The organism is Pseudomonas sp. Leaf127, from assembly GCF_001423155.1.
Classification (GTDB): domain Bacteria; phylum Pseudomonadota; class Gammaproteobacteria; order Pseudomonadales; family Pseudomonadaceae; genus Aquipseudomonas; species Aquipseudomonas ovata.
The window spans coordinates 689771-713071 of record NZ_LMOA01000001.1; the positions used below are offsets into that span (position 1 = coordinate 689771).

Below are 23301 nucleotides of genomic sequence, written 5' to 3' on the forward strand. Positions count from 1 at the left end.
GACGCCTCCAGCGCTGGCTCAGCCCTGATTCAGTGCCTGGGCGCGGGCCAGCACCTCGTCCACGTGGCCTGGCACCTTCACGCCGCGCCATTCATGGCGCAGCACACCGTCCTTGTCGATCAGGAAGGTGCTGCGATCCACGCCCAGGTATTCCTTGCCATACAGCTTTTTAAGCTTGATGACGTCGAACAGCTGGCACAAGGCCTCGTCCTTGTCCGAAATCAGCTCGAAAGTGAACGCCTGCTTGGCCTTGAAGTTCTCGTGGGTCTTGAGGCTGTCGCGCGAGACGCCGAACACCACCGTGTTGGCCGCCTCGAACTGCGCCAGGCTGTCGCGGAAGCCCTGGCCTTCAGTGGTGCACCCTGGCGTGTTGTCCTTGGGGTAGAAATAGATCACCACCTGGCGACCCTTGAGCCCGGACAGGCTGACGGTCTGGCCGCCAGTGGCAGGTGCCTGGAAATCGTTGACGGGCTGGTCGACTGCAACGGCCATCGGTTGTCCTCAGGTAGGGGTCTGTGGACGCCATGGCTCGATGAGGGCATCGAGGTTCAGGGCGTCGGAGAAGTCCAGGAACTGGTCGCGCAGCCAACTGATCTGGGTGCCGGCCGGCAGCGTGACGGTAAAGGTGGCGTTGAGCATGGTGCCGCCGGTCTGCGGCGCCTGGTAGGTGTCACACACCAGGTTTTCCAGCTCGACGTTATGGTCGATGAAGAACTGGCACAGTTCATTGATGATGTCCGGGCGGTACGCCGAGCTGATATAGGCCACGTAGGGCAGCGCCTCGGGACGGTTCTCCAGGGTCGCGCTGCGCACCACGCTGGTGGTGAAGGCGTGCTTCTTGCTCAGGTTCGGCAGGGCGGTCTCCAGGCGCGCCAGGGCGTCCCAACTGCCGGAGATCTGCAGGACCAGCGCACTGCACTCGCCGTGGCGGGTCAGGCGTGAGCTGACCACGGCGCAGCGGCTTTCATGGCTGGCACGGCACAGAACGTTGGTCAGCTCCATGGGGTTGGCGCCAAGGGCACTGATGACAAGGAATTGTTCGCGAACTGGGGGGGTGGACGACATGCAGCATTCCTAGATGATGAACGGTCGGTACATTTCGGCTCTTGCAGAGTCGATTCGGTGGTCTGGGGTGCGCCGCGTCGGCTGGCTGATTGTCGATGAAGACCTGCGTGTCAGGGCGGCAAGGCGCTGGGGCAGGGGTTTGCAGGACAAAACCGGACGATTGCACGCAAGGCGCAGGTGACCTGTACCGAGCAAAGGACGAAGGGTAGCGAAAACCATCGCTCAGGGGAATGCTCAGAGCGTGGTACTTCGCTTGTGCAAGGCTGATGGCGCCAGTACCATTACGGCTCTCTTTTTCCGGCAGGAGCGGTTGCATGATTGCGGGCAGTATGGTGGCACTGGTCACCCCCATGGATGCACAAGGTGGTCTCGACTGGGACAGCCTGAGCAAACTGGTTGACTTCCACCTGCAAGAGGGCACCAACGCCATCGTTGCCGTGGGAACCACAGGTGAATCGGCGACCCTGAGCGTCGACGAGCACATCGAGGTGATTCGTCGCGTGGTCGACCAGGTGGCCGGGCGTATCCCGGTGATCGCCGGCACCGGTGCCAACTCCACCAGTGAAGCGATCGAACTGACCGGCAACGCCAAGGCGGCCGGCGTCGACGCCTGCCTGCTGGTCACGCCTTACTACAACAAGCCGACCCAGGAAGGCCTGTTCCAGCACTTCAGCCACATCGCGCGCACCGTGGACATCCCGCAGATTCTCTACAACGTGCCGGGCCGCACTGCCTGCGACATGAAGGCCGAGACCGTGATCCGCCTGTCGACGGTGGCCAACATCATCGGTATCAAGGAAGCCACCGGCGACCTGCAGCGCGCCAGGGACATCCTGGCCGGGGTCAGCAACGATTTCATGGTCTATTCCGGTGATGACGCCACGGCGGTCGAACTGATGCTGCTGGGCGGCAAGGGCAACATCTCCGTGACCGCCAACGTCGCACCGCGTGCCGTCAGCGACATGTGCGCAGCGGCCCTGCGCGGCGATGCCGCCGCTGCACGCGCCATCAACGACCGGATTTCCTCGCTCAACAACACCTTGTTCATCGAATCCAACCCTATCCCCGTGAAATGGGCCCTGAGCGAGATGGGCATGATGGCCGACGGTATCCGTCTGCCACTGACCTGGCTCAGCCAGGCCTGTCACGAACCGCTGCGCCAGGCCCTGCGCCAGGCCGGCGTACTGGTTTAATTGAGGAAGTACAACGCAATGAAGCGATTGGCCGGATTCTCCGCACTTGCCCTGATCATCTCCAGCACCAGTGGTTGTGGCTGGGTCTGGGGTCCTGACGGTTATTTCCGTGATCGCGGCAGCGATTACTTGGAATCGACCCAGACTGCACCGATGCAAGTGCCTGCCGACGTCACCGGCGTCAAGCGCCTGGACCCGCTGTTGCCGATCCCGCGCAACGTGGCCGACAGCACCCAGAGGGGCGAGTACACCGTACCGCGCCCTGTGCCGATGGCCACCAGCGCAGCAGAGTCCAGCGACTTCAGCCTGCAGCAAAGCGGTGGTGCACGCTGGATCCTGGCCCAGCGCCCGCCGGCTGAAATCTGGTCGGTGGCGCACCAGTATTTTGAAGACAACGGCTTTCGGATTGCCGAAGAGCGCCCGCAAACCGGCGAATTCAGCACCACCTGGCAGCGTCTGGACGAGCTGTCGGCCTCCGTTTCCCGTCGCCTGAGCGCCAGCGGTACCGCCGCCGACAGCGAAACCCGCGTGCGGGTGCGTATCGAGCCGGGCGTACAGCGCAATACCAGCGAAATCTACGTCGTCAGCGTTTCGCGTGCCGCCGGCAGCACCGCCGAGGTCGAATTCCCCGACAACGCCAGCAGCGCCGGCCTGAACGCCTCGCTGACCGATGACCTGCTCGCCGGCCTGAGCCGCAACGCCAGGCAGGGCGGTTCGGTTTCCCTGCTGGCTGCCCGCGACTACGACACCCCGAGCCGCGTGGCGATGGGCGTCGACGGCAGCGGCAACCCGATGCTCAACCTGGGCGCCGACCTTGATCGTGCCTGGTCCAGTGTCGGCCGGGCCCTGGAGCAGGGTGACTGGCGCGTCGAGGACATCAACCGCAGCCTGGGCCTGTACTACATCAACCTGGCCGAGCGCGCCGACAAGCCTGAAAACGAGCCGGGCTTGATCAGCGGCCTGTTTGGCGGCAAGGCCAGCAAGGAAGAGATCGAAGCGCGTGCCGAGCGTTATCAGGTGCGCCTGAGCAAGGTCGGTGAAAGCGTGCAGGTCACGGTCGAGAAGAACATCAACACCGTGGCCCCTGCCGACGTGGCACGCCGGGTGCTGAGCGTCATTCAGGACCACCTGGGTTAAGTGCGCTTCGCCAGCCTGGGCAGCGGCAGCCGTGGCAATGCCACGCTGGTCGCCAGCCATGACACCTATGTGCTGGTCGACTGCGGCTTCTCGCTGCGCGAGACCGAGCGTCGCCTGGCGCGGCTCGGTGTCGACCCTGCACAACTGAGCGCCATTCTGGTGACCCACGAGCATGCCGATCATGTGCATGGCGTGGGGTTGCTGTCACGGCGCTATACGGTGCCGGTCTACCTGAGCCGCGGCACCCAGCGCGGCTTGCGCAAGCCGCTGGAAGTCGCCGGTCTCCTGAGTGCCGGTACGCCGTTGCAGATCGGCGCGCTGGAGATCGACGTGGTGTCGGTCGAGCACGATGCGCTGGAACCGACCCAGTTCGTCTTCAGCGACGGGCAGCGGCGCTTTGGCCTCCTGACCGACCTGGGGTCATACTGCAGCAACGTGTTGGAGCGCTATCAGGGCCTGGATGCCCTGATGATCGAGGCCAACCACTGTCGCGACATGCTTGCCCGAGGCCGCTACCCGGTCTTTCTCAAGCAGCGCGTGGGAGGCCAATCGGGACATTTGAACAATCACCAGGCTGCCAGCCTGGTGAGCGAGCTGGGCTGGCAGACACTGCAACACCTGGTGCTGGCCCACCTGAGCACCAAGAACAACCTGCCGCAGCTGGCCCGGCAATGTTTCGTCGACACCCTTGGGTGTGACCCGGACTGGCTGCAACTGGCCGATCAAGATTGTGGGCTCGACTGGCGACAGATCGCCTAGCCCTATCATTTAGCAAGCGGAGCCCATCATGGAAAAACGTGAAGAACTCTACCGCGGCAAAGCCAAGTCGGTGTACAAGACCGACGACGCCGACCGCTTGATCCTGCTGTTTCGCAACGACACTTCGGCGTTCGACGGCAAGCGCATCGAACAACTGGACCGCAAGGGCACGGTGAACAACAAGTTCAACGCGTTCATCATGCAGAAGCTCGAAGAGGCCGGCATTCCGACCCAGTTCGACAAGCTGCTGGGCGACAACGAGTCGCTGGTCAAGAAGCTGGACATGATTCCGGTCGAGTGCGTAGTGCGCAACTACGCCGCCGGCAGCCTGGTCAAGCGCCTGGGCGTCGAAGAGGGCCTCAAGCTTGAGCCCTACACCTTCGAGCTGTTCCTGAAGGACGACGCCAAGGGCGACCCGTTCATCAACGAATCCCACGTCGTGGCGTTCGGCTGGGGCACCGCCGAGCACCTGGCGCGCATGAAAGAGCTGTCGCTCAAGGTCAACGACGTACTGAGCAAGCTGTTCGACGACGCCGGCCTGCTGCTGGTCGACTTCAAGCTGGAGTTCGGCGTGTTCCACGGCGAAATCGTCCTGGGCGACGAATTCAGCCCTGACGGCTGCCGCCTGTGGGACAAAGAGACCCGCAAGAAGATGGACAAGGACCGCTTCCGCCAGGGTCTGGGCGACGTGATCGAAGCCTACGAAGAAGTGGCCCACCGCCTGGGCGTGCCGCTTTAAGGGCACCTGCGACGCAAGCGCTTGATACCACGCAAAAAAATGCAGAAATTGCTCGACATCTGCATTCAGGCTGGTATGATGCGCGCCATTGGAGAGATGCCAGAGTGGCCGAATGGGACGGATTCGAAATCCGTTGTACTGGCAACAGTACCTAGGGTTCGAATCCCTATCTCTCCGCCATTACCGCTGTAGCTAAAACCCCCGACTATCCTGGCGATAGCGGGGGTTTTTTGTTTACGGGATAACACTTCGTATCAACCCGGCGCGTCTCACATGAACACGGCACGCGGCTCTGGCCTGCTGCAGCCCTCTCACGGCGCGCAACAGGGCCATGCGTTTGCCACCTGATTCAAGCGCCTCATCCATTCATGCTTGCCGCCAGTAACGCCCGTTCCCTGGTCAGGGGCTTGAGCACCCCTGGGTGTTCCCCGGTCTTGATGAACAGGAAATAACGATCCTGGTTATCGTGCAGGATGCGGTACACATCCGCCGTCCTGTTGGTGCCAGGTGGAGTCAGTTTATCCACGATCAGTGTGTAGGCATCGACGCCTTGTCCACTCAAGGCGACCTGCAATTGTGCATCAATCGTTGAGCGCCACTTCTTCAGGTTGTGCCGATAGGCCCAAACGACCAATGCAATTGCCAGTATCGGCATTACCCCGCTTGCGAAGATCGTGAGTAATACGTCCATGATCCCTCCGTGTCACCTGGCAAACCATCATCAATACCCACAACCGCGGCGCACGGCAAGGCTAAGAGGGGCGAGCAGGCCTTGATGAACAGCCTGATAACTGTCGACCTTGAATACAAATAAGCCACCCGAATGAAAACAATCTTGAAAACCCCGTTGCCCCAATCAAGAATGGCCCGTCTTTAATCCAGGAAACTGCGCCATGAAAAGGATCTTCTCCCCTTTGTGGGCCATAGCGGTACTGTCTGTTGCCGCCTCTTTTGCCCAGGCGGCACAACCGGGTTCTTATCGATTCGAAGACTCACCGGCCACGCCCATCGCGCCGCAACAGGTCAAGCACGCACTGAGCGGGGCCAACGACCAGATTCGTGCGCGCTTTGCGTTCGTGCGCGAAGGTGTGCAGACACCCAATTTCGCCGGCAAGTATGTAGTCAATACGTATGGCTGTGGCACTGGCTGTACGGCCAGCGGCATCGTCGATCTGAAGACAGGCACTGTCTATCGCGCACCGTTCAACGAGGCGCTGTCCGACGATGCCTATGCCCGCTTTGGTGTGAAAGAAGCCTTCCGGGCTGATTCGAACCTGTTCTATTTCTCGAACTACCGCTACCTCGCGCCGGGCTCACCGGACATGTCACAGCAAAATGGTGTAGCCCGATGGAACGAATCGACGAAAACCTTTGAGATCCTGGAAAAGCACACGCCTTACAAGGTGCAGATGTAACCGCTTGCAGGACTGGCCTCATGGCAGCGAGCGGCGTTCTCCCGGGCTGACCGTCGTCGAGCGAACCCGCAGCGCCAGCCAGATCCCGGTCAATATCCCCGCCATGCCCAGCGCGTGGTACAGGTGCAGCGACTCGCCCAGGAATGTGACGGCCAGCACCGCGCCGAACACCGGGATCAGGTGGATGCACAGCGCAGCCTGCGCCGCACCAAAGCGTGCTACGGCCAGGGTAAAGAGCAAGTAGCCCAGCACCGAGGGAAACACGCCCAGGTACAGCAAGGCCATCAGGCTGTCCGCGTCCCAGTGGGCGACCGCACCCTGTGATGTTTCGATCCACCACAGCGGAATCAGCGCCAGCAGCGCGACGGCGATCTGGGCCGCCATCAGGCCGATCCGGTTGACCTCGGCCGGCACGCTGCGTGACCACAACGTGTAGAACGCGAACGACACCATGGCGCAGAACACAATCAGGTCGCCGTGAGAAAAACTCAGCTTCAGCAGGGCTTGCACGTCGCCGTGGGTGATGATCACCAGCACGCCCGCGCACGACAGCAGCAGCCCTGCGTTCTGCATGCCATGCAGTCGCTGGCGATAGAACAGCGCACCGAACAGCGCGATCAGCACCGGAATGCAGGAGTTGAGCAGCAGGGCATTGGCTGCCGAGGTGTCGCGCAGGCCGATATAGGTCAGGCAGGTAAAGCCCACCACGCCCGTCAGCGAAAGGCGGGCGAGCAGCCATGGATGCCGGATGTAGAAAGGCCAGTCCTTGCGCAGGTGCTTCAAGGCAAAGGGCAGGATCAAGGCCAGCGCAATCACCCAGCGCCACAGCGACAGCGACATCGGTGGGAGGCTGTCGCGTACGGCCCGGCCGACAATGAAATTACCGGCCCAGAACAGGGGCGGCAGAACAAGCAACAGCCAGTAGGGAGACAGCCATTGGCGTGGTTGTGATGGGTGCACCGTTTTCTCCTTGGCCTGCTCGGCGGGTTTGCGGGCAGGCCATGGTACGTGATCCGGTTACGCCACTACAGGAATCAACGGATCGGCCGCCGCCAGCGCGTTGGCCCGGTGTGCCGCCGGCGGGTAGATCCATTGGGTGTTGATCTGCGTCTTCAGGGCCTTGCCCTCTTGCCCGGTGAGCAGCACCTGGCGGTCCCAGCCCTCGGTATAGACAGCACCCCATGCCCCCAGGTCCAGGCAGGTGACGTACTTGACCTGGCGGTAGGGCGTCGCAGCCACACCCAGCAGATCGGCGGCAGCATTGTTGCCGGCCGAGCGGCCCAAGGCAATGGCGTGCTGGCAGGTCATCAGAGCGTGGTTGCCCAGCTCGTCACTGGCGGCGAAGGCCGTGTCGCCCGTGGCGAATATCGCCGCTTGCCCCTGCACCTTGAGGGTGTTGTCCACATGCAGGCGGCCGCTGGGGTCGCGCTCGCCCTGCACCTGCTCGGTCAAAGGCGAGGCCTTGACGCCGACGGCCCAGATCACGGTGCCAGCCTCGATGCGCTCGCCGCCTGCGAGCGTCACGCCCTGGGCATCCACGGCCTGGACAGATGCGCCCAGGCGCCAGGTCAGGCCGACCTCGTCGCTGGCCTGGGCGACGATCTCGCCGATAGCCTGGCCCATGGCGCCACCAATCGTCTGGCCGCGATCAATGATCACCACCCGCACGTCCGCGTCCTCGCCCAGTACGGCGCGCAGGCGCCCCGGCATTTCCGTGGCCGTCTCAATGCCGGTGAAGCCGCCACCCACCACCACCACGGTGTTGCGTTGTGGGGTGTCCGGCTGCTCGCGCAGAGCCTGCAAGTGCGCGCCGAGCCGCCGGGCAGAGGCGTAGCTGTCGACGTCGAAGGTGTGCTGGTTGATGCCTGCCACCACGGCGGGTCGGGCGACCTGGCTGCCCGAGGCCAGAATCAGCCGATCGTAGCCCAGGTGCTGCTCGCGGCCACCGGCATCCAGATAGCTCACGCGCCTGGCATCGGCGTCAATGGCGGTGGCACAACCTTGTACAAAATTGATGCCGACAATTTCGAACAGTTCGGCCAGTGGCGCGACAGTCGGAGCAATGTCATGTTCGTAGAAGCGAGGGCGCACATGCAGTTCGGCCTGGGGCGCCAGTACGGTGACGGTGATGTCGAGACGCTGGTGCTGGTCCAGCAGGCGTACGGCGCTCAGGGCGCTCCACAGACCGCCGAAGCCGGCACCGATGATGAGGATGGATGAGTGCACAGTGTCTACTCCTGTAAGGGCAGCCGTCAGGTGGCTGCGACAGGGGAGAGTGTGCAATGCAAGCGGATCATGGTATTGATCCGCTTGTTACTAAACCTGTTGGTCCACTTGAGGCGCTCATGGCTTCCACCTCTCAACCGTCCTGGGTCATGTCATTGCCTCTGGGCGAGCCCGCCGTCGGCACAAGCCTGCAAACCTGGCTGTACCAGAGCCTGCGCGAGGCCATTCTCAGTGGCCGCTTGCCGGCAGGCAGCAAGCTGCCGGGGACTCGCGCCCTGGCCGGGCATTACGCCATTGCGCGCGGCACGGTGCAGGCGGCCTACCAGCAATTGCTGTCGGAAGCCTATGTCGAGGCGCGAGCCGGCAGTGCCACGCGGGTGTGTGAAGTGTTGCCCGAAGCGACCCTGCAGGCCGGTTATGTACAACGCAAGGTCGTACCCGACGTTGCCTTGTCGCGTACGGCGCCGGCTACCGGCTGGATCGAGCGGCTGGAGGCGATCACTCCCATCTTTGCCCGGCGTACGGTCACCCCCGGGTTGCGGCCGTTTTTTCCGCACCGGGGGGATGTGGGCGCCTTTCCGGTCGATCTGTGGCGCAAGCTGCACATCCAGCAATTACGCAGTTCGCGCGCCGCGACCCTGCTCGACTCCGACCCCCAAGGGTTGCCGGTGCTGCGTGAAGCCATCGCCGGGTATCTGGCCGTTGCCCGTGGCGTGCAGGTGTCAGCCGGACAGGTTCTGGTGCTCAACAGTGTGCAGCAGGGCCTGGACTTGTGCCTGCGGCTGCTGGTGCCGCCCGGCGGGCAGGTGTGGCTCGAAGACCCCGGTTACCCCGGTGCCCGGCAATTGATCGAAGTGGCTGGCTACACCCCTGTGCATGTGCCGGTCGATGAACAGGGCATGCGCGTGCAAGAGGGCATGCGCCGTGCGCCGAAAGCGGCGCTGGCGTACCTGACCCCTTCGCGGCAGGCGCCACTGGGCAGCGAGCTGTCCCCGGCCCGGCGCATGGCCCTGCTGCGCTGGGCGGCCGGCAGCGGCGCCTATATCTTCGAAGATGACTACGACAGCGAGTACCGCTTCATCGCCAAGCCGATCCCGGCGCTGCGGTCGATGGATGCCGCCAGCCAGTCGGTGATCCTGGCTGGCACCTTCAGCAAGCTGCTGTTTCCCTCCATTCGCCTGGCTTACCTGGTGCTGCCGCCGCATCTGCTGGAATGCTTTACCCGCGCCGCCGCGCTCACTGCACGACATGCCAACAGCCTGAGCCAGGCGGTGCTGGCCGCCTTCATCCAGCAAGGCCATTTCGACCGCCACGTGCGGCGTATGCGCAAGCTCTATGCGCTGCGTGCCGAAGCCTTGAGTGAAGCGGCTGCCAGGCACTGGCCAGGGTTGATCGAAGTGCCCCCGATTCGTGCCGGGCTCGATGTGGCCTGCCGCTTGTTACTGGATGACGAGGCCCAGGCCTGCGCCCGCATTGCCGAGGCCGGCGTGGATGTGATGCCGCTGGCGCGTTATTGCCATCAGCCTCTGCCGGCGGGGATGGTGCTGGGCTTTGCGCCTTATGACGAGGCGTCGATATTCGAGGCGGCACAGGCGGTGGAAAAAGTATTGCGCCAGTGAAAGACGTGAGGTTTCTTCATGAGCGCCTTTATTAGGATCCATTAATGAGCCTTGAACAGTGTTCGACATTGAATGATGTAAGTGCGGCAGTTCTAACGTCCATGGCGTATAAGGGTTAATAAGGGCTTATTTATGACGCTCTGTAAGGTCTGATAAGCAAGGTGCTGTAATGCCCGTATCAACGGTGTGTGTTTTATTCGCAAGGGTCCATTTAAAACATTTCTGGGTTGATGCGCGTACCCGTGCTGAATGCGTTAGCATGGGTCCTTGATTGCTGGCATTTTAATATCTTGGACAATGATCTGAGTGGTATCAGGGTTGGTTATGGAACGCGCCGCACTGCTGGAACGCCTGGAGGCTGAAATGGAAAGGCTTTCTGCATGCCCCGATATCGATCAACGGATCATTCGGCACTATGAGTTGATGGAACAGCATTACCTCGGTCGACCGCTGTTTTATAAAAGCATCCTGAAGTACGACCGGTTTATGGTCGTGCTGTCACTGCTGGCGCATTATTACTGTGAGCCTTTTCCGTCACTGTCCCGGGTCAAGGAGTTCTGCGAGCGGCGTGGTTACCTGTCGAAAAACAGCCTGGAGTCTTATTTCGCCTTTTTCCTGATTTCCGGCTACATGGATGTCAGCGATCACCCGGACGATCGCCGCCTGAGGATTTACACGCCTTCGGCACGGGCCATGACCGAGACGGTGAAGATCATCAGCGCCTATTACTTTCCGGCGCTGGGCATCATTGATGAGTCGAGTCTTGAGCGTCGGGTCGATGAGCCCACCGTGCGCCACTCGTTCAGGAATTTCCAGAAAGTGCTCGATGCCAATTTCACCCTGGAGATGCTGGTGCCCGAGTCCCGCTGGCTGATGAACCGTGATGGCGGGCACATGGTGATGCTGGCGCTGTTCTGCGATGCCTTGCAGACGCAGTCCTTGACCGGTACAGGCCGCAAGGTCTCGACCTATGCGCAATTGTCCTCGCGTCTGTCGGTGTCCAGTACGCACCTGATCCGCATGGTCAAGGAGGGTGAAAAGGCCGGCTATTTCAAGGTCTGCAAGAATGCGGTCGAGATCACGGACAGCTTCATGGCGCTGGCACGCAGGATGATGATCGCCAATTTTGCGATCACGCTGGTCAACATCGGCAACGGTGAGGCCGAGCATTAAGGAAGTGCGTCTAACCTGGAGCAAGTCAGTTGCTGTCATCTCTGGATCATCGAATTCGTGCGTTATTGAATCACGGCGTGGCACGCGCCGAATGGCTGGCGATGGGCAGTTGGGTCGTGGTGCATGGCCTTACACAGGCGCCGGTCTCGTTCGCGATGACGGTGATTCCCTTGCTGGCCATGCTGGTGGTGCATAACGTCCAGACATTCACGCGCTCTGATCGGGTCTGGCGTATTTCCGGGCTGGTCTTCATTCTTACCTTTGTCGCCAGTTACAAGTTACTGTTTGTACAGTTTGACCCGCTGTACCAGGCGTTTTCCCTGCCTTTTGCGGTCATTACGGTGCTGGGCGCCTCGTTGCTGGTTCGAAACACCAGTGACTATGTGGTCACAGCGGTGCTGACCTGGCTGATCGTCTGGCCTTATGCAAGCCAGGACGTGTCTGACGCCAGGCTTTATGTGCTGGTATTCGGTTTTTTCTCGGTGACGCTGGGGTGGGTGAATAACCACACTTACCTGTGCTCCCTGAAAAACCTGCTCATGCTGGAAAACCAGTACAGGGTGATGGCCGAGACTGATTTTCTGACCGGTATCTTCAATCGACGCGCCTTGATGCAGCGTTTCGAACAGGTGGCGGCGTCCAGCGCGTGCGGTTTTTTCCTGATGATCGATATCGACAACTTCAAGCGCGTCAACGATCAATGGGGGCATGAGGTAGGGGATCAGGTGTTGTGTACGCTGGCCCGCTGTATGGAGGCCGTTGACCGACGCCATTGTTACGGGCGCCTGGGAGGAGAAGAGTTCGGTGTTGTCCTCGATACCTGTGATCAGGCTCAGGCCCTTGATTACGTCCAGCGTCTGATGCAGGCCGTACGCAATGTCGACACTTTGCCTTGTCGATTTACAGTGAGTGCCGGGTTGGTGATCTTTGCGCAAGGCTGTGATGTATCCGAAGTGCTGCGAGAGGCCGACAGGCATCTGTACGCCGCCAAGAAGTCGGGCAAGGATACCGTTAAGTATGGGCCGCTCTTATCGTCGGTCAGCTGACAGTATCGGCTGTTTTTATTTATCACTGCACGTTGCATGGACGGCATCGTGGCGGTCACGGCGCTGCCGCGCCAGGCCTTTTGCTGTCGATGCCCAACTTTGAATAAGAGGCCGTTATGACAGGCACTTTGTTCGCGGCACTGAATGATTTCGAATCTTGTGTCACTCGTATGAATATTCGTATTTCCGGCTTTTTATTAAAGGTCAACGAAGTGGACTGTGCCCTGGATGTTGTCAAGTCACTGTTGATGAGCCTTGATCATATTCATCAGGCGCAAACCGGCCTTGCCCCTGCAATGCTCGATCCTTCGGTCGGGCAGTTGAAGCATGAAATGCAGCGGTTGATTTCGGTGGTGGAGGAGGGGATTTTCCGCATTCTCGGTATGGCCGGCGTCCTGGCCGATGAGGTCAGGCAACGGCTCTTGCTGCTCGACACTGCTTTTCGCGATCTGACGCCTGTGAGTGCACGTATGCAAACGTTGAATGTCTCATTGAGCGAAATGGAGGTGCTGTGCGCCACCATCCTGTTTCGGTCCAACAAACAATTGACCACGCTGGGCCTGATGAGATTTCAGGCCTGAGCGGTTTGAGGTCGATCAATCGAAGGTCGCACTCGCCCATCAGGCAGCGCATAAAAGACCAGGCTTCATGAGGGGTGAATATGTTTGGCCGTTCGTTGAAAGAAGAACTTGGCAGGTGCGTTGCCGAGCGTGATGCACAGTATCGGTTGCTGGCACAGCTGGAAACAGGCCTGTTGTCCATCAGGTTGTTGCCGGATCTGAAGGTCGTGGACGTCAACGCCAGGATCGAGCAGGTCCTGGGCCGCACACGGACTGCGCTGGTCAATGGCGCGTTGCCTGACATTGTGGTCGACTTCGAGACAAGTCCGGCATTGCGCACAGCCTTCATGGCAAGGCTGCGGGCGTCTGAACCCATTGAAGACTGTTATCGTTGCAAGCGCGGCGATGGCTCTGTTGCCTGGCTGAAGATGCACTGGCTGGCTGTCAGGGACGAAACCGGCAAGGTGGCCTATATCCAGGGTTATGGCTCGGACATGAGCGCGGTGATGGAACAGCTGCGCGATCAGTCGCAAATGATGCAGGCGCTGGTCAAGTCGACCGCGGTCATTCAGTTTCATCTCGACGGCACGGTCATCCATGCCAATGAGCAGTTCCTGCAGGCCATGAAATACACCCAGGCTCAGGTTCAGGGGCGGCATCACCGCATGTTCTGTTCGCCCGAACAGAGCGCATCGGCCGACTACCAGGCGTTCTGGGAGCGCCTCAATCGTGGCGAGTATGTGGCGGATCGCTTCAGTCGCCTGGACAGTCGTGGGCAAGCGGTGTGGCTTGAAGCGACCTATAACCCGGTGCACAACCCTGAAGGCCAGCTCTACAAGGTGGTCAAGTTCGCCAGTGTGGTGACCGACCAGGTCAACCGTGAGGTGCAGATCAAGAACGCTGCCCATGTGGCCTATGATATTTCCCGCCAGACCGACATCGATGCGGCCAATGGGGCCGACGTGGTCCAGGAGACGGTGCAGACCATGCACAGCATTGCCGGGCAGATGCAGTCGGTGACCCACAGCATGCAGGCGCTGGGCAAGCAGTCGCAACTGATCAGCAGCATGGTGGAAAAGATCAGTGGCATCGCCTCGCAGACCAACCTGCTGGCCCTCAACGCCGCTATCGAAGCGGCGCGCGCCGGTGAGCAGGGGCGTGGCTTTGCGGTGGTGGCCGATGAAGTGCGCCAACTGGCAGGGCGCACCAGTACCGCGGCAGGTGAAATTGTCCAGATCGTGCAACAGAACAGGCTGCTGGCGGAAAAAGCCGTCGAGGACATCGAATGCAGTCGTGCCCAGGCCGGGCAGGGGCTGCTGCTGGCCGAGCAGGCAGGCGCCGCGATCATTCACATCCAGAAGGGCGCGCGAGAGGTGGTTCAGGCCGTAGAGCGGGTGACCGTGGACTTGTAACGAGCACTGAAAGCCGGCGCGCGCCTAGGGTCTGTTGCCGTTTCAGCACGAGCCGCGTTGCTGGGCCCAATCTCGCCAGGCCAGGCGGAGGACGCAGAAAAGGGTCACTCCCTTTTCAAGTCGCGCCGGCGCGGCCGTGATGAAACGGCAACAGACCCTAAGACACTTGCCTGCATGTCATCAACCTCGTCTATCCTGCTTGGACGTGCAGGCGTCAGAGTGGGAAATCTTTCCCATGCACGCCTGCAGGATGTTGCAGTCCCGGCCACTTCAGGGCCGGGTTCATTCAGGTGCATGGCAAGGAGTTTCAGATGACCGATGTAGATCAAACAGCACAATTGCAGTCGTTGCCACGGGGCGATCAGGAACTCATCGCCCAGTTCAAGGCAGAAGGCAAGCAGATCGATTGGTTGTTGCAATGGCTGGTCAAGTTTGTCGTCAGCACCAAGGTCGAGCTGGGCGTTACCTTGTCCATCGGCGGTAACCTGGTGTCGGGCCTGTTGATCTCGCACGACGACTATTTCGATCAACTGGCCCAGGACCTGGCTGCCCCTTTTGGCCAGTTCGACAATGGCGCCGAGACCTCGATGAAAGAAATGATCCTGTCATTCAAGCCAGGCGACCTGGCACAGGACACCTCTGACTTCCACTTCATTCACTTGAAAGACTGCAAGACCTACTCGACAGACCAGAGCCCGATCTGCGCTTCGGGTGTGTTGTGGCGTGGCCGGATTGCAGCGGTTGATGGCTTCAGCGTCGGCCAGATCGTTACCCGCTGAAAAATCCTGGCAGGCCCGGCATCGACCGGACCTGCCGTCTGCCGGGTCAAATGGCGGACAAAGAAAAGCCCGCGATGGGGGAGCGGGCTTAAGGATTCACACTTGGGAGCGGGTTCAGAATGCGATAGCGGCTGTGAAAAGTTCGTGAAGTTGAGGTGATGGTTTCGCAGGGACTGTCATTTTTTTCGGGCGTCTGCAAATGCTGTGGCGTCCCGGGCGTCGGCACAAAGGTTTTCGCTTCTTCAGCGGCCGCTTCCCTGGAGGCGGTCTGGTCCTTGGCGGCCTCGGCCTTTTGCTGTTCGGCCTGTTGCAGGTGCTCCCGGGCCTGTCGTCAGATGGCAATACATTCAGTGCACCGTAGAAGACAGGGCAGTTGACTGAAAACTGTCGTTTTTTCGCGACAATATGTCGCGGCGAGGCGCATGGCGAGTAATATACGCCCCACATTTTTATAACGGCCTGAGAGAACTGGCAAAAAGAACAATAACGCAATACGCCAGGTTGCACGCCAAGGTCTTGTACAGAATCAATGAGAGACGAAAAGGCGAAGAAGAAATGACCAATACCGCACGATCCTTATACATTTCCTACGCAGGCCCCTCCTTGCTGGAAATGCCCCTGCTCAACAAGGGCAGCGCGTTCACGCCGCAAGAGCGCATCGATTTCAACCTGATCGGCCTGCTGCCGCAGACCGTCGAAACCATTGAAGAACAGCTCACCCGGGTCTACGACCAGTATCAGCAGTGCGCCAGTGATCTGGACAAGCACATCTACCTGCGTTCGATCCAGGACAACAACGAGACCCTGTTCTTCCGCCTGCTGGACTCGCATCTTGAAGAGATGCTGCCGATCATCTACACCCCGACCGTCGGCCAGGCCTGCCAGGAATTCTCCAAGATCTACCGCACCCACCGCGGGTTGTTCGTTTCCTATCCTGATCGCGACCGCATCGATGACATCCTGCGCAGCGCCACCAAGGACCGCATCCGGGTGATCGTGGTCACCGACAGCGAGCGCATCCTCGGCCTGGGCGACCAGGGCATCGGCGGCATGGGCATTCCGATCGGCAAACTGTCGCTGTACACCGCCTGTGGCGGTATCAGCCCGGCCTACACCCTGCCGATCGTGCTGGACGTCGGCACCAACAACCAGGAGCTGCTCGACGATCCGATGTACATGGGCTGGCGCCACAAGCGCGTCACCGGCCAGGAATACGAAGACTTCATTGCTCTGTTCATCGAGGCCGTCCAGCGCCGCTGGCCTGACGTGCTGCTGCAGTTCGAAGACTTCGCCCAGGCCAACGCCATGCCGTTGCTGGAGAAGTACCGCAATGAGCTGTGCTGCTTCAACGACGACATCCAGGGCACCGCCTCGGTGGCCGTGGGCACTCTGCTGGCGGCATGCAAGGCCAAGCAGCAGACCCTGGGCCAGCAGAAAGTGGTGTTCCTGGGCGCCGGTTCCGCCGGTTGCGGCATTGCCGAGCACATCATTGCCGCCATGCAGGTCGAAGGCCTGAGCGAGGCCGAGGCGCGCCAGCGCATCTTCATGGTCGATCGCTTCGGCCTGCTGACCCAGGGCATGGACAACCTGCTGGACTTCCAGCAACGCCTGGCGCAACAGGCCGGTGATGTCGCCGGCTGGGCCGGCAACGATGAGCCTTACGCATCGCTGCTCGAGGTGGTCCGGCATGCCGGAGCGACTGTGCTGATCGGTGTGTCCGGCCAGCGCGGGTTGTTCAGTGAAGAAGTGATCCGCGAGCTGCACGCGCACTGCCCGCAACCGCTGGTCATGCCGTTGTCGAACCCGACCTCCAAGGTCGAAGCAACGCCCGAAGAAATCCTGCGCTGGACCGATGGCCAGGCGCTGGTCGCCACCGGCAGCCCGTTTGCCCCGGTCAGCATCAACGGCCGCACGGTGCACATTGCCCAGTGCAACAACTCCTACATCTTCCCCGGCATCGGCCTGGGCGTGATTGCCTGCAAGGCTTCGCGCATCAGTGACCGCATGCTGATGGCCGCCTCCAATGCCCTGGCTGAATGTTCGCCGATCGTGACCGGCGAAGGTGATGCCGTACTGCCATCGCTCAAGGACATCCAGCAGGTCAGCCGCAAGATCGCCCTGGCAGTGGCCAGGGAAGCCCAGGTCGAAGGGCTGGCGCTGGAAACCTCCGAAGAGGTCTTGCTGGCGGCCATCGAGCGCAACTTCTGGGTGCCGGAGTACCGCAGCTACCGTCGTCGCGCCAACTGACGAACGGCGGGACCTGCGGCGCTGCACGCGCAGGTCCCCATCCGGATGGCTCAGGTTAATCAAAGACTTGCAGCGCCAATGCGCGATCCCTCCCGTGGCGATATATACTGCGCGCCACTATCCAAGGGGAGAGCCGTGTGGCCATCGATATTCACTGGATTCGCGACGACGACAGCCTCGCCCGCCACTGCACGCAATGGCAGACGCTGCCATTCATCGCGCTCGACACCGAATTCATGCGGGTCGACACCTTTTACCCGATCGCCGGATTGCTGCAGATCAGCGCAGGCAACATTGCCTGGCTGATCGACCCGCTGTCGATCGACGACTGGCGCCCGCTGGCGGCGCTGCTTGAAAACCCCGACGTCATCAAGGTGCTGCATGCCTGCAGCGAAGACCTCGAAGTGCTGTTGCGCCTGACAGGCAGCCTGCCGTTGCCGCTGTTCGACACGCAATTGGCTGCGGCTTACCTGAATATCGGTTTTTCCATGGGCTATTCGCGCCTGGTGCAGGAGGTGCTGGGCATCGAACTGCCCAAGGGCGAAACCCGTTCCGACTGGTTGCAACGCCCGCTGTCCGACACCCAGATCAGCTACGCCGCCGAAGATGCGGTGCACCTGGCCGAACTGTTCACCCTGCTGCGCCCGCGCCTGTCGCAGGAAAAATACGCCTGGGTGCTGGAAGACGGTGCGGAGCTGGTGGCCAACCTGCGTCGCGAAACCGACCCTTATGAGGTCTACCGCGACGCCAAGCTGGCCTGGAAACTGTCGCGCCAGCAACTGGCCGTGCTGCGCGAGCTGTGCGCCTGGCGCGAGCAGCAGGCGCGCATCCGCAATCAGCCACGCAACCGTATCCTGCGCGAACATTCGTTATGGCCCCTGGCCAAGACCCAGCCGGATAACCTCGCGGCCCTGGCGCGTATCGAAGACATGCACCCGCGTACCGTGCGCCAGGACGGCGAGTTCCTGCTGGAACTGATCCAGGAGGCCGCCCGTGTGCCGGTCGAGCAGTGGCCCGCCGCCCTGCCTGACCCGTTGCCGATCGAGGCCGCCGCTGTACTCAAGTCGCTGCGTGCCATTGGTCAGCAGTATGCCGAGCGCCTGGACATGGCGCCGGAACTGATGCTGCGCAAGAAAACCCTCGAACTGCTGCTCAAGAGCGGCTTCCCTCAAGGGCCTTACCAATTGCCCGAGTCGCTGCGTGGATGGCGCCGCGAGCGGATGGGCCAGGCGCTGCTCGACAGCCTGGCCAATACCGGAGAACAGCCTTGAAACGTATCTGCTCCATCTATCGCAGCCCCAAGAAAAACCAGATGTACCTCTATGTGCTCAAGAGCGATGTGCTGACTCGCGTGCCCGAAGCGTTGCTGACGCTGTTCGGCAAGCCGCAGCATGCGTTCGACCTGGTGCTGAGTCCGGAGCGCACCCTGGCCCGGGAAGACATCACCAAGGTGCTTGAAAACCTCGAGACTCAAGGCTATCACTTGCAGTTGCCACCGCCTGAAGAGGAATACATCGAGCACCTGCCTGAAGAACTGCTGCGCCGCAACGATCCGATGTAACCAGGCCGGTGGATGGCGCTACGGCGTCATCCATCGCTTGCGTCGGTGTTTGCCTGTCTGAATTTTCAAGGTTGTCCTGCATGCGCGTTCTGATTGCTGAACATGATTACGCCCTCTACACCCGGTTGCTGCGCCAGGCCGCACCCGATATCGAGGTCCTGAGCAGCGGCGACTCGGCCGAACTGGCCGGCATGGCCTGCGATGCGCCAGTCTGGCTGGGACAGCCCGATCTGCTGGCCAGCCTGCTGCGCCAGGGCCACACACCGCAATGGATGCAATCGACCTGGGCCGGCATCACGCCGTTGTTGAGCGAGCGCTTGACCAGGGATTACCGGCTGACGCGCGCGGTGGGTATCTTCGGTCAGGTGATGGCTGAATACGTGCTGACCTACATGCTGGGGCACGAGCGCGAAGTGCTGGCCCGGCTGATGAGCCAGGTCGAGCGCAAATGGGACAATCGTCCCGGGCAAAGCCTGTCCGGGCGCAAGGCGCTGATCGTCGGTGCTGGCGATATCGGCCAGTGCGTGGCGCGGTTCCTGCTGCCGTTTGGCATTGAGGTGCATGGTGTGGCGTCGACCGCGCGCAGCCAGGCCCCGTTTGCCCAGGTCGTTGCCCTGGCGCAGATGGCCGAGGTGATCGGTGACATGGACTACGTCATCAACCTGCTGCCCAACACCGCACAGACCCATGACCTGTTCGATGCCGCGCTCTTTGCCCGTTTCAAGCCCACGGCGTTGTTCATCAACGTCGGGCGCGGCGTGGCGGTGGTCGATGCCGATCTGGTCGAGGCGCTCAAGGAAGGTCATCTGGCGGGCGCGGTGATCGACGTCTGCCGCCAGGAGCCGCTGCCGCGTCGCCACCCTTTCTGGACAGCCTACGGCTTGCTGCTCACCGGACACAGTTCGGCCCCCACCTCACCACCGGCCATGACCGGGCTGTTCGTCGAGAACCTGCGTGCCTTCCAGGCCGGCAAGCCGCTGCGCGGTGAAGTGGACTTCGCGCGCGGCTATTGACGGTTACAGGCTGAAGTCACCTTCAGTGGCCAACTCGGCCACTGGAAGGCGCGGGCTTGGCACTTCGCGGCCTTGCAGGTACTCCGGCAGCGATGCCTTGTCGCCCAGTTTGCCCACCGCAATCACGGTGTGAATGGCGTACTCGGCCGGGATTTTCAGTTCCTGACGGGTCAGCTCCTGATCGAAGCCGGCCATGCCGTGGGTGTGCCAGCCGCTGAGGCTGGCTTGCAGCGCCAGCAGGCCCCAGGCGGAGCCGGTGTCGAAGGTGTGCCACAACGCCGGAGTTTCTTCGCTGGCGCCCGGCGCGGTGAAGGTGGTTTTGGAGATGATCACCACCAGGGCCGAGGCGTGCTGCGCCCAGCTGCGGTTGAACTCGTTGAGCAGGCCCAGGTAGCGTTCCCAGTTCGGGGTGCCACGACGCGCATACAGAAAGCGCCACGGTTGTGAGTTATAGGCCGACGGCGCCCAGCGCGCCGCTTCGATAAAGCTCAGCAGGGTTTCTTCGGCAATGGTGTCTTCGGCAAAGGCGCGTGGCGACCAGCGTTCGATGAACTGAGGGTCAATGGCAAAGTCGGTAACACGAGGATTGGTGCTCATGGCGGTCCTGTCGTAGCAAAAGGGAAGGAAAGGGCAGGATGGGCCGTGGTCGGCAGGCATCGACAGCGGGCTGCAGCGGTGTAACGCAAGACATGTAACAAAGCCTGTCAAAACTACTGTTTCGCTTTCTCGTTGACAAGCCCGGCTTGTTGACAGGACGCGTGACCGGCAGTCGTCAGCGCTTGGCCCGCGGCGGTCATGGCACTAGACTGGCGGCCTTCTGGCCTTCGACAGTTTTTTGCCCATCATGACCGCCACCGCCTCGCCTTTCTGGATCAGCAAGACCCTCGAGCAACTGAGTTCGCAGGAATGGGAGTCGCTGTGCGACGGGTGCGGCCTGTGCTGCCTGCAAAAGCTCGAAGACGAAGACGACAACAGCGTCTATTACACGCGCATCGCCTGCAAGCTGCTGGACCTGGATACTTGCCAGTGTTCAGACTATCCCAACCGCCGGGCAGCAGTGCCCGACTGCATCCAGCTCACGCCGGGGCAGGCCGAGGAGTTCAAATGGTTGCCGCCTACGTGCGGTTATCGATTGGTCAGCGAGGGCAAGGACCTGCCGTCGTGGCATCACCTGGTGTGCGGTGACCGCCAGGCGGTGCACCGCCAGCGTATCTCCCAGTCCGGGCGCATGCTCAGCGAGGGCAGTGTGCCCGAGGATGACTGGGAGGATTACCTGATCTTCAGGGCGGGCTGAATCACACCTGCGGCTTGGGCTCGGTCACCGACTCGATGATCTTGGGCACTTCCTTCTCGGCCTTTTCCTTCAACTGATGCAATTGCGCGCCGGCGCGCTCGATGTCGCTGCGGGCACCGTTCAGGTCGCTGCGGCCTTTTTCCAGCAGGCTCTTGGCCGAGCAGTGACCGGTGATACCGCGTGCCAGTACCGCACCGCCGATTGCCAGTTGCACCAGACCAAACAGGCCGCCACGGCGCAGGCCTTTGCCCAGCAGTGCCACGCCGCCGGCCACCGAAGTGATGCGCTCCCAGCCCTGGACGTTCTGCTCAGGGCGTTGCGGTGGCAGGGTGCGGTCGATGCGTTCAATGATCGGGGTATCGCTCATGGTGCTCTCCAGGATCGTGACGGGGTTGAATCACAACTGACTGCCGGCCAGATGAACTGTTCCATGCATGTTGCTTACTGACTGCCGGAAGGTGCGTTCTTGTCGCGCCCGAAGCCGGGGCCTGAGCGGGTGTTGTTACCCTTGGCCAGGCGATCGTAGAGCACCACGTTGACCGTGGCGGCCAGGTTCATGCAGCCCTCGGTGGGGATGTACACCACGTCTTCGCACCAGTCGCGGATCTCCTGGTCGAGGGAGCCGTCTTCCGGGCCGAAGATGTACAGGGCACGATCCGGATGGGTGTACTCGGGCAGGGCACGGGCGCCTTCGACCAGTTCGACGGCCACCGGGATGCAGCCCAGCGGCAGGATCTTCCTGAGGTCATCGATGCCGATCAGCGGGATGTCCTGATGAATCTTCTTGGTGTCGGTGACAAAGTCCCGGGCGCGCTCGAAGCGCTTGCCGGTGTAGAACACCGACGCCACGCCATAACAGCCGGCGGCGCGCATGACCGAGCCGACGTTCTCCGGCGATTTGGGGTTGTACAGACCGATACAGGCGTAGCGTTTGTTGGCCACGGTGGCGTGCTCTGAATAAAAGCCGCGCAGTATACGTCAGTCTTCACGAGCGCTGCTGCCGGGGTTTCGGGCAGGACCCGATCCAGGTCACGACACGGCCTTTGTAGGAGCGACCAACGGTCGCGAAAGGGCCGGCACCTCCAGCATCGTGGGTGCCTGACACACAGCATTCGCGACCGTTGGTCGCTCCAACAGTGAAAGCCCGCCTATTCAGCAACCTCAAGGGCTGACAGTTGGTCCGTTCAAAACCACAGGCGCACGCCCAGCACCAGGCGGGTCTGGCTGGCGTCCTCGTCGCCGTCGCCGGCGCTCTGGCCATAGCGCTTGTTCCAGCTTACGCCGACATAGGGCGCAAACTCGCGACGCACCTCATAACGCAGGCGCAGCCCCAGTTCGCTGTCGGCAAGGCCCGAGCCGATGTCGCGTTGCGGGTCATCCTTGCCGTACAGGTTCAGCTCTGCCCTGGGTTGCAGGATCAGTCGGTTGGTCAGCAGCAAGTCGTATTCGCTTTCCAGGCGCAGGGCGCTTTGTCCGGCCTCGCCGATGAACACCGTGACCTCGGTTTCCAGGCCGGACAGCGGCATGCCTTGCACGCCCAGGGCCGCCCAGGTCTGCGGGGCGCCGGGCTTGAAGTCCTGGCGCACCCCGCCGAGCACATCCCACCACGGCGAAATCGCATGGCCCCACAGCGCCTGCACCTCGGCGTGTTCGGTGCGTCCCTGACTGCGCTCGCCTTCGGAGCGCAGCCACAGGCGATCGATGTCACCGCCGATCCAGCCATTGATGTTCCAGGCCAGGGCCTTGCCTTCACTGGCATGCTGCCATTCGAGCTGGTCGATCACGATCTGGTGGTTGAGCGCGTTGTCATGCACCTGATGGCCGGCAGGATGTGCGTACACGGCGGCGCGGTCGGCATCGGTCAGCGCGGGCACGGGCGAGGGCGGCGCAGGCGATGCGGCGGGCATGGCGTGCCCGGCATGCGTGCTCATGTCATGGCCGCCCATGGCATGAGCGCTGTGGTCCATGCCGGCCGCCAGGCTCTGTGCGCCGCTCAGCAGCAGGCCGGCACCCAGCAGCCAGACGAAGGAGCGGGGCAGGGTGTAGGTCGTGGTCATGGTCAT

Annotated in this window: 24 protein-coding genes, 1 tRNA gene and 2 pseudogenes; 18 read left to right on the forward strand and 9 right to left on the reverse strand. The window is 61.6% G+C overall.

Going from position 1 to position 23301, the window contains the following annotated elements:
- Nucleotides 1-18 precede the first annotated feature (18 nt).
- On the reverse strand, nucleotides 19-492 hold the full coding sequence (locus tag ASF84_RS03115) for a peroxiredoxin (protein ID WP_056835094.1): 474 nt from the start codon (nucleotides 490-492) through the stop codon (nucleotides 19-21).
- A 9-nt stretch (nucleotides 493-501) separates the two neighbouring features.
- A complete protein-coding gene (locus tag ASF84_RS03120) occupies nucleotides 502-1065 on the reverse strand; it encodes a glycine cleavage system protein R (protein ID WP_056835096.1) in 564 nt (187 codons plus the stop codon).
- 314 nt (nucleotides 1066-1379) lie between these two features.
- Here ASF84_RS03120 and dapA point away from each other — a divergent pair, with 314 nt between their 5' ends.
- The 5 genes from dapA to ASF84_RS03145 all read left to right on the forward strand — a co-directional run bounded on the left by dapA (nucleotide 1380) and on the right by ASF84_RS03145 (nucleotide 5073).
- Nucleotides 1380-2258 (forward strand): 4-hydroxy-tetrahydrodipicolinate synthase, encoded by an 879-nt coding sequence (gene dapA, locus ASF84_RS03125; protein WP_056835098.1) that lies wholly within the window; start codon nucleotides 1380-1382, stop codon nucleotides 2256-2258.
- An 18-nt stretch (nucleotides 2259-2276) separates the two neighbouring features.
- Entirely contained in the window at nucleotides 2277-3395 is a 1119-nt protein-coding gene (bamC, locus tag ASF84_RS03130) for an outer membrane protein assembly factor BamC (RefSeq protein WP_056835100.1), read from the forward strand.
- On the forward strand, nucleotides 3396-4154 hold the full coding sequence (locus ASF84_RS03135) for an MBL fold metallo-hydrolase (protein WP_056835103.1): 759 nt from the start codon (nucleotides 3396-3398) through the stop codon (nucleotides 4152-4154).
- 28 nt (nucleotides 4155-4182) lie between these two features.
- Nucleotides 4183-4893 (forward strand): phosphoribosylaminoimidazolesuccinocarboxamide synthase, encoded by a 711-nt coding sequence (gene purC / locus ASF84_RS03140; protein ID WP_056835104.1) that lies wholly within the window; start codon nucleotides 4183-4185, stop codon nucleotides 4891-4893.
- 90 nt (nucleotides 4894-4983) lie between these two features.
- Nucleotides 4984-5073: transfer RNA gene (locus ASF84_RS03145), tRNA-Ser, on the forward strand.
- Between the two features lie 178 nt (nucleotides 5074-5251).
- Here ASF84_RS03145 and ASF84_RS03150 read toward each other — a convergent pair.
- Nucleotides 5252-5584 (reverse strand): hypothetical protein, encoded by a 333-nt coding sequence (locus tag ASF84_RS03150; RefSeq protein WP_056835107.1) that lies wholly within the window; start codon nucleotides 5582-5584, stop codon nucleotides 5252-5254.
- A gap of 202 nt (nucleotides 5585-5786) precedes the next feature.
- On the opposite strand from ASF84_RS03150, the gene ASF84_RS03155 reads away from it, so the two are divergent.
- Nucleotides 5787-6308, forward strand: coding sequence for a hypothetical protein (locus tag ASF84_RS03155; protein WP_056835109.1), 522 nt, complete (start codon nucleotides 5787-5789; stop codon nucleotides 6306-6308).
- Between the two features lie 18 nt (nucleotides 6309-6326).
- Here ASF84_RS03155 and ASF84_RS03160 read toward each other — a convergent pair whose 3' ends face one another.
- A complete protein-coding gene (locus tag ASF84_RS03160) occupies nucleotides 6327-7268 on the reverse strand; it encodes a DMT family transporter (RefSeq protein WP_056835111.1) in 942 nt (313 codons plus the stop codon).
- 57 nt (nucleotides 7269-7325) lie between these two features.
- A complete protein-coding gene (locus ASF84_RS03165; protein WP_056835113.1) occupies nucleotides 7326-8534 on the reverse strand; it encodes an NAD(P)/FAD-dependent oxidoreductase in 1209 nt (402 codons plus the stop codon).
- Between the two features lie 119 nt (nucleotides 8535-8653).
- On the opposite strand from ASF84_RS03165, the gene pdxR reads away from it, so the two are divergent.
- The 11 genes and pseudogenes from pdxR to ASF84_RS03215 all read left to right on the forward strand — a co-directional run bounded on the left by pdxR (nucleotide 8654) and on the right by ASF84_RS03215 (nucleotide 19944).
- Nucleotides 8654-10153: a MocR-like pyridoxine biosynthesis transcription factor PdxR gene (gene pdxR / locus ASF84_RS03170; RefSeq protein WP_056835115.1), complete on the forward strand. Its 1500-nt coding sequence runs from the start codon at nucleotides 8654-8656 to the stop codon at nucleotides 10151-10153.
- A gap of 324 nt (nucleotides 10154-10477) precedes the next feature.
- The gene (locus tag ASF84_RS03175; protein WP_056835117.1) at nucleotides 10478-11326 is read left to right on the forward strand and encodes a hypothetical protein; all 849 of its coding nucleotides are present in this window, start codon (nucleotides 10478-10480) and stop codon (nucleotides 11324-11326) included.
- A 77-nt stretch (nucleotides 11327-11403) separates the two neighbouring features.
- Nucleotides 11404-12372, forward strand: coding sequence for a GGDEF domain-containing protein (locus tag ASF84_RS03180; protein WP_056835119.1), 969 nt, complete (start codon nucleotides 11404-11406; stop codon nucleotides 12370-12372).
- 170 nt (nucleotides 12373-12542) lie between these two features.
- Complete coding sequence (locus tag ASF84_RS03185; RefSeq protein ID WP_056835121.1) at nucleotides 12543-12953, forward strand: hypothetical protein; 411 nt, start codon at nucleotides 12543-12545, stop codon at nucleotides 12951-12953.
- 80 nt (nucleotides 12954-13033) lie between these two features.
- Nucleotides 13034-13804: pseudogene (locus tag ASF84_RS30050) on the forward strand (PAS domain-containing protein); the annotation flags it as partial.
- Nucleotides 13805-13909: 105 nt separating this feature from the next.
- Nucleotides 13910-14344: pseudogene (locus ASF84_RS30055) on the forward strand (methyl-accepting chemotaxis protein); the annotation flags it as partial.
- A gap of 311 nt (nucleotides 14345-14655) precedes the next feature.
- On the forward strand, nucleotides 14656-15123 hold the full coding sequence (gvpU, locus tag ASF84_RS03195; RefSeq protein WP_056835125.1) for a gas vesicle accessory protein GvpU: 468 nt from the start codon (nucleotides 14656-14658) through the stop codon (nucleotides 15121-15123).
- A gap of 555 nt (nucleotides 15124-15678) precedes the next feature.
- Nucleotides 15679-17370, forward strand: coding sequence for an NAD-dependent malic enzyme (locus tag ASF84_RS03200; RefSeq protein ID WP_056835126.1), 1692 nt, complete (start codon nucleotides 15679-15681; stop codon nucleotides 17368-17370).
- Between the two features lie 137 nt (nucleotides 17371-17507).
- Nucleotides 17508-18641, forward strand: a complete 1134-nt coding sequence (rnd, locus tag ASF84_RS03205) for a ribonuclease D (RefSeq protein ID WP_056835128.1) — start codon at nucleotides 17508-17510, stop codon at nucleotides 18639-18641.
- A complete protein-coding gene (locus ASF84_RS03210) occupies nucleotides 18638-18931 on the forward strand; it encodes a YcgL domain-containing protein (protein ID WP_056835130.1) in 294 nt (97 codons plus the stop codon). Before rnd ends, ASF84_RS03210 begins: the two co-directional genes overlap by 4 nt.
- A gap of 80 nt (nucleotides 18932-19011) precedes the next feature.
- Entirely contained in the window at nucleotides 19012-19944 is a 933-nt protein-coding gene (locus ASF84_RS03215) for a D-2-hydroxyacid dehydrogenase (protein WP_056835132.1), read from the forward strand.
- Nucleotides 19945-19947: 3 nt separating this feature from the next.
- Here ASF84_RS03215 and ASF84_RS03220 read toward each other — a convergent pair whose 3' ends face one another.
- Complete coding sequence (locus ASF84_RS03220; RefSeq protein ID WP_056835134.1) at nucleotides 19948-20541, reverse strand: nitroreductase family protein; 594 nt, start codon at nucleotides 20539-20541, stop codon at nucleotides 19948-19950.
- Nucleotides 20542-20788: 247 nt separating this feature from the next.
- Here ASF84_RS03220 and ASF84_RS03225 point away from each other — a divergent pair, with 247 nt between their 5' ends.
- Complete coding sequence (locus ASF84_RS03225; protein ID WP_056835136.1) at nucleotides 20789-21238, forward strand: YcgN family cysteine cluster protein; 450 nt, start codon at nucleotides 20789-20791, stop codon at nucleotides 21236-21238.
- Between the two features lies 1 nt (nucleotide 21239).
- On the opposite strand, the gene ASF84_RS03230 is transcribed toward ASF84_RS03225, so the two are convergent.
- The 3 genes from ASF84_RS03230 to ASF84_RS03240 all read right to left on the reverse strand — a co-directional run bounded on the left by ASF84_RS03230 (nucleotide 21240) and on the right by ASF84_RS03240 (nucleotide 23295).
- Complete coding sequence (locus ASF84_RS03230; protein WP_056835138.1) at nucleotides 21240-21605, reverse strand: YgaP family membrane protein; 366 nt, start codon at nucleotides 21603-21605, stop codon at nucleotides 21240-21242.
- A 74-nt stretch (nucleotides 21606-21679) separates the two neighbouring features.
- Complete coding sequence (locus ASF84_RS03235) at nucleotides 21680-22180, reverse strand: RNA methyltransferase (protein WP_056835139.1); 501 nt, start codon at nucleotides 22178-22180, stop codon at nucleotides 21680-21682.
- A 242-nt stretch (nucleotides 22181-22422) separates the two neighbouring features.
- On the reverse strand, nucleotides 22423-23295 hold the full coding sequence (locus ASF84_RS03240; RefSeq protein WP_177339447.1) for a copper resistance protein B: 873 nt from the start codon (nucleotides 23293-23295) through the stop codon (nucleotides 22423-22425).
- Between the last annotated feature and the right edge of the window lie 6 nt (nucleotides 23296-23301).

Coding starts and splice junctions, on each gene's coding strand:
- ASF84_RS03115 (WP_056835094.1), bottom strand. CDS start 492: ATGGCCGTTGCAGTCGACCAGCCCGTCAACGATTTCCAGGCACCTGCC.
- ASF84_RS03120 (WP_056835096.1), bottom strand. CDS start 1,065: ATGTCGTCCACCCCCCCAGTTCGCGAACAATTCCTTGTCATCAGTGCC.
- dapA (WP_056835098.1), top strand. CDS start 1,380: ATGATTGCGGGCAGTATGGTGGCACTGGTCACCCCCATGGATGCACAA.
- bamC (WP_056835100.1), top strand. CDS start 2,277: ATGAAGCGATTGGCCGGATTCTCCGCACTTGCCCTGATCATCTCCAGC.
- purC (WP_056835104.1), top strand. CDS start 4,183: ATGGAAAAACGTGAAGAACTCTACCGCGGCAAAGCCAAGTCGGTGTAC.
- ASF84_RS03150 (WP_056835107.1), bottom strand. CDS start 5,584: ATGGACGTATTACTCACGATCTTCGCAAGCGGGGTAATGCCGATACTG.
- ASF84_RS03155 (WP_056835109.1), top strand. CDS start 5,787: ATGAAAAGGATCTTCTCCCCTTTGTGGGCCATAGCGGTACTGTCTGTT.
- pdxR (WP_056835115.1), top strand. CDS start 8,654: ATGGCTTCCACCTCTCAACCGTCCTGGGTCATGTCATTGCCTCTGGGC.
- ASF84_RS03175 (WP_056835117.1), top strand. CDS start 10,478: ATGGAACGCGCCGCACTGCTGGAACGCCTGGAGGCTGAAATGGAAAGG.
- ASF84_RS03185 (WP_056835121.1), top strand. CDS start 12,543: ATGAATATTCGTATTTCCGGCTTTTTATTAAAGGTCAACGAAGTGGAC.
- gvpU (WP_056835125.1), top strand. CDS start 14,656: ATGACCGATGTAGATCAAACAGCACAATTGCAGTCGTTGCCACGGGGC.
- ASF84_RS03200 (WP_056835126.1), top strand. CDS start 15,679: ATGACCAATACCGCACGATCCTTATACATTTCCTACGCAGGCCCCTCC.
- ASF84_RS03215 (WP_056835132.1), top strand. CDS start 19,012: ATGCGCGTTCTGATTGCTGAACATGATTACGCCCTCTACACCCGGTTG.
- ASF84_RS03220 (WP_056835134.1), bottom strand. CDS start 20,541: ATGAGCACCAATCCTCGTGTTACCGACTTTGCCATTGACCCTCAGTTC.
- ASF84_RS03225 (WP_056835136.1), top strand. CDS start 20,789: ATGACCGCCACCGCCTCGCCTTTCTGGATCAGCAAGACCCTCGAGCAA.
- ASF84_RS03230 (WP_056835138.1), bottom strand. CDS start 21,605: ATGAGCGATACCCCGATCATTGAACGCATCGACCGCACCCTGCCACCG.
- ASF84_RS03240 (WP_177339447.1), bottom strand. CDS start 23,295: ATGACCACGACCTACACCCTGCCCCGCTCCTTCGTCTGGCTGCTGGGT.